Raw genomic sequence first — 8306 nt, 5'->3', positions numbered from 1 at the left:
AAGCAAAAGAACCCTTGGGGCAGTAAGATTTCACCAAGGATTCTTTTTCCGGAGTATGCATCTTTTTATACACTGTTCATTTATCAACGTTTTTTCAGTAGGTGGTTGAGAAACTAATGTATAAGAAGTGCACCTTTTATACATATGCTCGCATGAGAAAATATAGTATTTTCAGCAAAAATCTGTTATTATATGTCTGCACATGCATTTTATAGTAAAAAGCCACCTGTCCTGCAAATACTGGGTGGCTTTTTATTTTGTTAATGATAATTATTACTTTAACACCTTGTAATAGATTTAAACATCTTGTCCTTGAAAGTATAATTAGGAGAAGAAAAAGGTTTGTCGACAACTGCAATTTAATACCACGAACATTGAGAATAATGGAATATACATATATAATAACAATATCTAAAGCGCTTTCTATATCTTTAAAATAAAAGATGCTATAAATTGTTTATAATATCTTTTGTTTAACATATCTAAAGCGCTTTTTAAGTAATGATTATATTAATTAATAAGTATTTGCGAGTAAAAAAGACGAAAAACAGAAGCTATTACATCAATTGTATAAGGTTATAAAGCTGATTAAGGAAGTTACTATGAAAGTAACTGAACTGGTGAATCGTATGATAGAAAGAAGGTATATAACAAATGAAATCAACTATCTATGATGTAGCAGAAAAAGCAGGGGTTTCTATATCTACAGTATCAAAGGTTTTAAATAATCAACCAGTAGGAAAGAAATCAAAACAAAAAGTTTTAAAAGTAATGCAAGAACTAAATTATAAACCAAGTGTCGTTGCCTCTGCCTTAACAGGGAAGCGAACATCTACCATTGGATTTCTGCTACCGGATATAGCTAACCCTATAGTTGCGGAAATGGCTCGTAGAGTAGAAGACCGGGCACATGAATATGGATTTAATGTTGTGGTTTGTAGTACCGATTTGAAGTTAGAGAAAGAAGAACGCTACGTGTCCTTGCTAAGGCAGAAACGTGTAGATGGATTTATTCTAGCCGGTGGCTTTAGAAACAGAGAAATAGCCTTAGAATTGGTAAAGGATAAGATTCCAGTTATACTTCTTTCTGAATCTCAACCGTATTCATCTCTTACCACCGTAACGGTTGATAATTTTATTGGAGGATATGAGTTAGCTTCTCATTTAATCTCTTTAGGTCATAGAAGAATTGCCGTTATTGCAGAGGATAATTCAAGTAGTCAGGAGCGTATACGCGGATACAAACAAGCGTTAAAAGATAATGATTTGGATATTCCTGAAGAACTGATTGTGACTAGTAATTCAAGTCCGGAACATGCACAGCTTTTAACAACAAGCTTATTGGATTCTTTCAACCCGCCTACTGCAATTATGTCTTGTAACGACGTATTAGCAATTGGGACCCTGTTGGGAGCGCGAGAAAAAAGTTTAAAAGTTCCTGAAGATCTGTCCATCACCGGGTTTGATAATACCTTGTTATCTAAAAGTTGTGATCCTCCTTTAACAACAGTAGAAGTACCTGTTCAAAATATGTGTTCTCAAGCTGTGGATTTACTTATCGAAGAGATAAAAGGAAAAAGAATAGAGAAACAAAAGATTTTAATGTTACCTAAGTTGATTATTAGAAAATCAACGAGTTTTTGTCCGGTACAATCTAGCAATGTAACTTCTATACAAGGTGAATGATTTAATAGTATAGTGGTATTTGAAAAGAAAAAATGAATAAAAGAAGCCAACAAATTTATGTTCAAAAGAGCCATCGAAGTATTATGAACCTAGCTTAATATTTGAAATTTTATATTATGGTGATGTTGCACATATATATATGCTCAGCATCACTTTTAATTATAGATTGAAGCTCAATAAATCAATTTATCTTTCTCTCAAATATAGTGGTTAAATAATATGCTTCTACATCTCCAAGTTGATACTTTAAGGTTAGTGAAGTGTGTACAATAGGGCGGTAATAAAAAGTGGTCGATTAATTTCTTGTAATAGCAATATATAAAGCGCTTTTGATTCAAATTTATCCATTAGATAAAATAGAGTATCTTTTTTAAAAAGGGTAGTTATCATTGAACTGCTGCTACCTTTCACCATAAGTGAAACCCACCTTATAATAAAAATAAGAATATAGTCCTCAAAAAAACATTTACAAAATATACTGAATATTATACAATTAGCTCACAAACATAAAGCGCTTTCGATATTTTAGGTAAATAAAACATTTTAATGTTAAACGGTTAGCTTTAAATAAAATGTAAAGCGCTTTACATTTTTATCTAGTCTATATGTTTGTAGTGTTTATTTAGAGGAGGCGATAAATATAAAAGGGTGAAAAAATTGAAATAAAAGTGAGGGGACAAATGCTATATAATCTACCTACTTACATAGTTAAAGACGGGAAACAAAATTGATAATTATAGAGAACAATTTGTTATAAAGGAATTTAAGGAAATAGGATCTAGAGTAAGTTTATTTGAGATACTTCAGTTTTACCTACAAGTGAGTGATGATTTTCTTTTATCAAGAGAAATGGAAGCGCTAACTTTATGTGTTGTCAAAAGCTATATTTTTTATCTTATTAGTTTGAGAAATAAGGACAAACGAATTAATGCATTAATTGGAGTTAATAAAATATGACCAATGAGGATGATAATGCATGAGTAATCAAGCAATTAAAAGGCCAAAAAATCATAAAAGTTATTTACAAATCATTATGGTTTCTGCTACATTTGGTGGACTTTTATTCGGCTATGACACAGGGGTAATTAATGGAGCCTTACCTTTTATGTCTAGAGCTGATCAACTTAATTTAACACCGTTCACAGAAGGTTTTGTTACAAGTTCATTGCTTTTTGGGGCAGCAATCGGTGCATTTTTAGGTGGACGACTGGCGGATCACTATGGACGTCGAAAAACAATTCTAAATCTTGCCTTATTGTTTTTGATTGCAACGATTGGCACAGCTTTTGCTCCTAACGTTCCAATTATGGTATTTTTCCGATTTATGCTAGGTCTAGCCGTTGGAGGAGCTTCCTCAATGGTACCGGCCTTTTTAGCAGAAATGGCACCAGCAGAGAAAAGAGGAAGAATGGTTACCCAGAACGAGCTTATGATTACTGGAGGTCAATTATTGGCCTACGTTTTTAATGCTATTCTTGGTGTAGTATGGGGAGATGTTGGACATGTTTGGCGATATATGCTTATCTTGTGTGCAATTCCAGCTGTAATGTTGTTTATCGGTATGCTAATTGTTCCAGAAAGCCCACGTTGGCTAGCTTCCAAAGGTAGAAAAGATGAGGCCTTACGCGTATTAAAACAAATTCGGAATGAAAAGCAAGCTGAAGCTGAGTTTGAAGAAATACAAGAGGCAGTAAAACGAGATTCAAACCTTCCGAAAACTTCCATTAAAGACTTTTCTACACCTTGGCTGAAGCGTATTTTATTCATCGGAATTGGAGTGGCTATTGTTAATCAGATTACCGGTGTTAACTCAATTATGTATTATGGTACTCAAATTCTTCAGGAATCTGGTTTTGGTACAAAAGCAGCTTTGATTGCTAACATTGCTAACGGGCTAATTTCGGTAATTGCTGTTTGTTTCGGTATATGGCTGGTTGGAAAAGTGAACCGTCGTCCTATGTTAATCGTTGGGCTTTCTGGAACTTCATCTGCGCTTTTACTGATTTCAATATTTTCTAATATACTTGAAGGCTCTGCCTTACTTCCGTATGTTGTACTTTCTTTAACTGTTTTATTTCTTGCATTCATGCAGGGATGCATAGGTCCAGTGACATTTTTAGTTATTGCAGAAATATTCCCACAAAGATTAAGAGGCCTTGGTTCGGGCATCAGCATATTCTTCTTGTGGATAGTAAACTGTATAATTGGATTTTCATTCCCAGTCTTACTAAGCTCTATTGGTTTGTCCGCAACATTCTTAAGTTTCGTATTCCTTGGATTATTAGGCATCTGGTTTGTATATAAATTTATGCCGGAAACAAATGGCCGTTCACTTGAGGAACTAGAAGAAGAGTTTCGTTCAAAATACGACAAGAAAAGTAATGGTACTCCAATAAACAAGGCTCAGTAGCATTAAACTGTGAGGTTTATAAGAACACTTGAACAATAATATGAAAGCGCTTAATTAAATATATAGAAATTAGGAGTGTTATAGATGAGTATAAAAATTTCAGGGGCGCCTTGTTGTTGGGGCGTCGATGATCCCAAAAATCCCTATCTTCCACCTTGGGAAAAAGTTTTAAATGAGGCCTCACAAGCTGGTTATAAAGGGATTGAGTTAGGTCCTTATGGATATATACCCATGAACATTGAAAGAGTACAAGCAGAGCTTGCTAAAAATGATTTAACCATAATAGCAGGAACTATTTTTGATGATTTAGTATCAGAGTCTAACTTAGAAAACTTATTGCATCAGGTCGATGATATTTGTTCGTTAATAACAAAACTACCTTCAACTCCTCAAGAAAAAGAACAAAAATTTCTAACTCCCTATTTAGTAATTATTGATTGGGGACATGATGAGAGAGACTATTACGCGGGTCACCCTGACAAGGCAGTGCGATTATCTGAAAGAGACTGGGATAATATGATGGGCCATATTCGTGCACTGGCAGAAAGGGCATGGAAAAAATATGGAGTACGTTCTGTCATTCATCCACACGCAGGTGGTTACATTGAATTTGAAGACGAAATTGAAAAACTTTTAGAAGATATACCTTATGAAATGGCGGGTCTTTGCCTAGATACGGGGCATTTATACTATTCAAAAATGGATCCATTAGAGTGGCTACAAAAGTGTTCAGACCGATTAGATTACATTCATTTTAAAGATATTGATCTTGATATATATAAACAAGTAATGGAAGAACGTATTCGCTTTTTCGATGCTTGCGGTAAAGGGGTTATGTGCCCCATTGGACAAGGCGTCATTGATTACAATTCGATTCATGAATTGTTGAAAGAGATCCATTACCATGGGTACATCACAATCGAGCAAGAACGAGATCCTAGAAACTCTGACACAAGTTTACGTGATGTGAAACAAAGCGTTGATTATTTAAAAAGCGTGGGGTATTAATAAAAATTTGATTGAGTGCAAAGGGGATGTAGAGAATGATTTATGGAGAGAAAAAGGTAGATAAACCAATTCGTTGGGCAATGGTAGGCGGCGGAAAAGGAGGGCAAATTGGTTATATTCACCGTTCAGCTGCATTGAGAGACAATAATTTTCAATTAGTAGCTGGAGCGTTTGACATTGATCCAGCACGTGGGAAGGACTTTGGTGTCAATTTACATGTTGATCCGGAGCGTTGCTACCCTGATTATGAAACCATGTTTGAAGAAGAAGCTAAACGTGAAGATGGCATTCAAGCTGTCTCAATTGCTACTCCGAACGCAACACATTTTGAAATTACTAAGGCGGCATTACATGCTGGCTTACATGTGGTATGTGAGAAACCGTTATGTTTTACGAGTAAAGAGGCAGAAGAATTAGAGATTCTTGCGAAAAAGAAGAATCGTGTTGTTGGGGTTACATATGGTTATGCAGGACATCAAATGATAGAACAAGCACGTCAAATGATTGCAAATGGAGATTTAGGTGAAATTAGAATTGTTAAAATGCAATTTGCTCACGGTTTCCATTCATCCGCAGTAGAGGAAGGTAATGCAAGTACAAAGTGGCGTGTTGATCCTAAAGTAGCTGGACCTAGTTATGTATTAGGTGATGTAGGAACTCATCCTCTTTACTTATCTGAGGTAATGTTGCCTAACCTAAAAATCAAGAAATTAATGTGTACTCGTCAAAGTTTTGTAGAAAGTCGCGCTCCACTTGAAGACAACGCTTTTACAATTATGGAATATGATAATGGTGCGGTTGGAACCGTTTGGTCATCATGCGTAAATGCTGGTTCTATGCATGGCCAAACTATCCGTGTGATTGGTTCAAAAGCTAGTATTGAATGGTGGGATGAGCACCCTAATCAATTACGCTATGAAATCCAAGGTAAGCCAGCTCAGGTTTTAGATCGAGGAATGGATTACCTTTATCCTGAAGCATTAGTTGATGATCGTATAGGTGGAGGACACCCTGAGGGGCTATTTGAAGGCTGGTCAAATCTATACGCACGTTTCGCCTTAGCGATGGATGCTGCAGACCGTGGGGAAACATTAGAGAATATGTGGTATCCAGATATTAAAGCAGGAGTTGAAGGGGTTCGATGGGTAGAGAATTGTGTACGTTCTGCTGATAATGGTGCTGTTTGGGTAGAGTACCAATAACTTTTAAAAGTGATTTAATTTATTCTATATATAACTGATGTATAGAGGAATCAATTAAAATTTAAAAATGTGCTTTACTTCAATTAAGAGGTAAAGCATTTTTTAGTCTTTTATTCTCTGGATAACCAAGCATTAACTTAATACCTCTTGATGAAGTAAATAATTCTCACTCGAAAAAGCACAGGGTTATTAATGAAAAGTAAGAGATCTCCAGCAGATATAACTATGGACTCATTTGAGGGAACTGACTTTAAATTTACAATTTGAGGATGAGGATGGCAATGTTAAAAACTAAGCGAATTCAACAAATTCAGGAATATGTTTTTGAACACCAATCTGCCTCGTTAGATGATCTCACTACTGTTTTTGGTGTCTCCAAGACCACAATTAGACGTGATATTCGAAAGCTAATTAAAGAAGGTATGGTTCAAAAAGTATATGGCGGAGTAGCTATAAACCATGCAAAACTTGAATCATTTAACGAGAGAAAAGCACGAAATCAGTTTCAAAAAAAGGTAATTGCTAAAACTGCAGCTGGTTATGTAGAAAATGGAGATGTAATATTTATAGATTCAGGTACAACCACATTAGGAATGATTACATTTCTAAAAAACAAACAAGTGACTATTATTACTAATAACCTGGATATTATAATCGAAGCCTTACCTTTTGAAAATTTAAGTGTGATTTCAACTGGCGGTTTACTCGAACGTGCTACTAAATCATTTTCTAGTCATAGTCATGCAGATTCTTTTAAGAAATATAATTTTGATAAGGTATTCATGGCTTCAACTGGTGTTTCAATATTAAATGGAGTCACAAATTCATCGCCCATTGAAAGTGGAATTAAAGAAACAATAGTAAAAGGAAATGCAGACGTTTTTTTATTGGTAGATCATACTAAGCTTAACAAGTATGCCATGGTCACTTATTGCGGGTTGGAAGAAATTGATTACTTAATAACGGATGATTTTCCAGATGAAAGTTATGAAAATTATGCTAAAGAAAATAATATTGAGCTTATCGTTACTAAGGAATAAACAATTATTATTTTATCTGTTTGATACTCTAATCTAATAATTCAATTAAGTAATAATTAATTTTTTTAATTAAAGCCAAAACCTAATCTAAATCCGGATTAGGTTTTTTTGATTGTAAGGAAACCTTTAAAGTCTTAAAAAGAAGTTAAACAAATTCTTATTTTAGTTATCATAACAAGCATTATCAAAAGTAAATAACTTAATATAACAGTAGACGCCATCCTGCCTCTTCTTATTGAGGTCTCGACATAAACAAGGGAAAATATGTACTAAAAGAGAAAAACCTCAAGGATTTTCGTTTAATTTTTTAATTATACTAAAAAATACTGAAAAATGGAGAAAAGACACGAAATAGTAAGAAAACACTACATTTCACGCGCTTTAAATGCCAATGTTTTCGCTTTCATGGCTGTTGTTTCCGTTTTCAGTGACTTTGCTTAAATAAGACCCTACATGACATAATTAAAACAACAAATCATAAAGGAGGAAAACAAAATGAGAAAAATAATTGAATTAGTTTCTAACGTAAGAGAAGCATATATTAAATCAATGGATAGTTATGGAAATACAATTTTAAAAACAAAAGTAAAGTAAGGATGATTTTAGTTGAAAATCTATATAGAATATAAAACTGATCCACCAACCGATTCCCAAAGATGAAAATGAGAATCGGTTTTTTTATTAAAAAATTCCTCGACTCCTCTCCATGCTTTTAGTTATATCTCCTAAATTAATACCGTCACAAAAAAGTTATGTATTCACTCTTACCTTAACTTAATCAAAGTCACAAACAGTTTTTTGCCTATCATAAATAAAGTACAATAACTAGAGCAAAATACTTACGATGCATTAGAGCATCAGCCAAACGTTTATATTTCAACGACTAGGAAAACTACAGAGTTAGACCACTAGTTGTTCATTTTTAGAGTTTATAAAGAGCTGCCTATCCTGAAGCTCGGA

The 8306-nt window shown here is 34.2% G+C and carries 5 protein-coding genes; all 5 read left to right on the top strand.

Translation table 11 applies throughout. The annotated features are described in order from the left end of the window. The first annotated feature begins 654 nt into the window (after positions 1 to 654). The 5 genes from AC1D0Y_RS27885 (at position 655) to AC1D0Y_RS27865 (ending at position 7346) form a co-directional block, all read left to right on the top strand. A complete protein-coding gene (locus AC1D0Y_RS27885) occupies positions 655 to 1686 on the top strand; it encodes a LacI family DNA-binding transcriptional regulator (RefSeq protein WP_047933885.1) in 1032 nt (343 codons plus the stop codon). 976 nt (positions 1687 to 2662) lie between these two features. Next, entirely contained in the window at positions 2663 to 4096 is a 1434-nt protein-coding gene (locus AC1D0Y_RS27880) for a sugar porter family MFS transporter (protein ID WP_080967620.1), read from the top strand. 84 nt (positions 4097 to 4180) lie between these two features. Next, the gene (locus tag AC1D0Y_RS27875) at positions 4181 to 5104 is read left to right on the top strand and encodes a sugar phosphate isomerase/epimerase family protein (protein ID WP_098787154.1); all 924 of its coding nucleotides are present in this window, start codon (positions 4181 to 4183) and stop codon (positions 5102 to 5104) included. Between the two features lie 35 nt (positions 5105 to 5139). Then, positions 5140 to 6306, top strand: coding sequence for a Gfo/Idh/MocA family protein (locus AC1D0Y_RS27870; protein ID WP_047934292.1), 1167 nt, complete (start codon positions 5140 to 5142; stop codon positions 6304 to 6306). A 281-nt stretch (positions 6307 to 6587) separates the two neighbouring features. Then, complete coding sequence (locus tag AC1D0Y_RS27865) at positions 6588 to 7346, top strand: DeoR/GlpR family DNA-binding transcription regulator (RefSeq protein WP_047934294.1); 759 nt, start codon at positions 6588 to 6590, stop codon at positions 7344 to 7346. Positions 7347 to 8306 lie beyond the last annotated feature (960 nt).

The organism is Priestia sp. P1_B12_1, assembly GCF_056406695.1.
This window is presented reverse-complemented; position numbering and strand designations above follow the sequence as displayed.

Bases quoted from the DNA above. Each gene is read 5' to 3' on its own strand.
- AC1D0Y_RS27885 (WP_047933885.1), top strand. From the start codon at position 655: ATGAAATCAACTATCTATGATGTAGCAGAAAAAGCAGGGGTTTCTATA.
- AC1D0Y_RS27880 (WP_080967620.1), top strand. From the start codon at position 2,663: ATGAGTAATCAAGCAATTAAAAGGCCAAAAAATCATAAAAGTTATTTA.
- AC1D0Y_RS27875 (WP_098787154.1), top strand. From the start codon at position 4,181: ATGAGTATAAAAATTTCAGGGGCGCCTTGTTGTTGGGGCGTCGATGAT.
- AC1D0Y_RS27870 (WP_047934292.1), top strand. From the start codon at position 5,140: ATGATTTATGGAGAGAAAAAGGTAGATAAACCAATTCGTTGGGCAATG.
- AC1D0Y_RS27865 (WP_047934294.1), top strand. From the start codon at position 6,588: ATGTTAAAAACTAAGCGAATTCAACAAATTCAGGAATATGTTTTTGAA.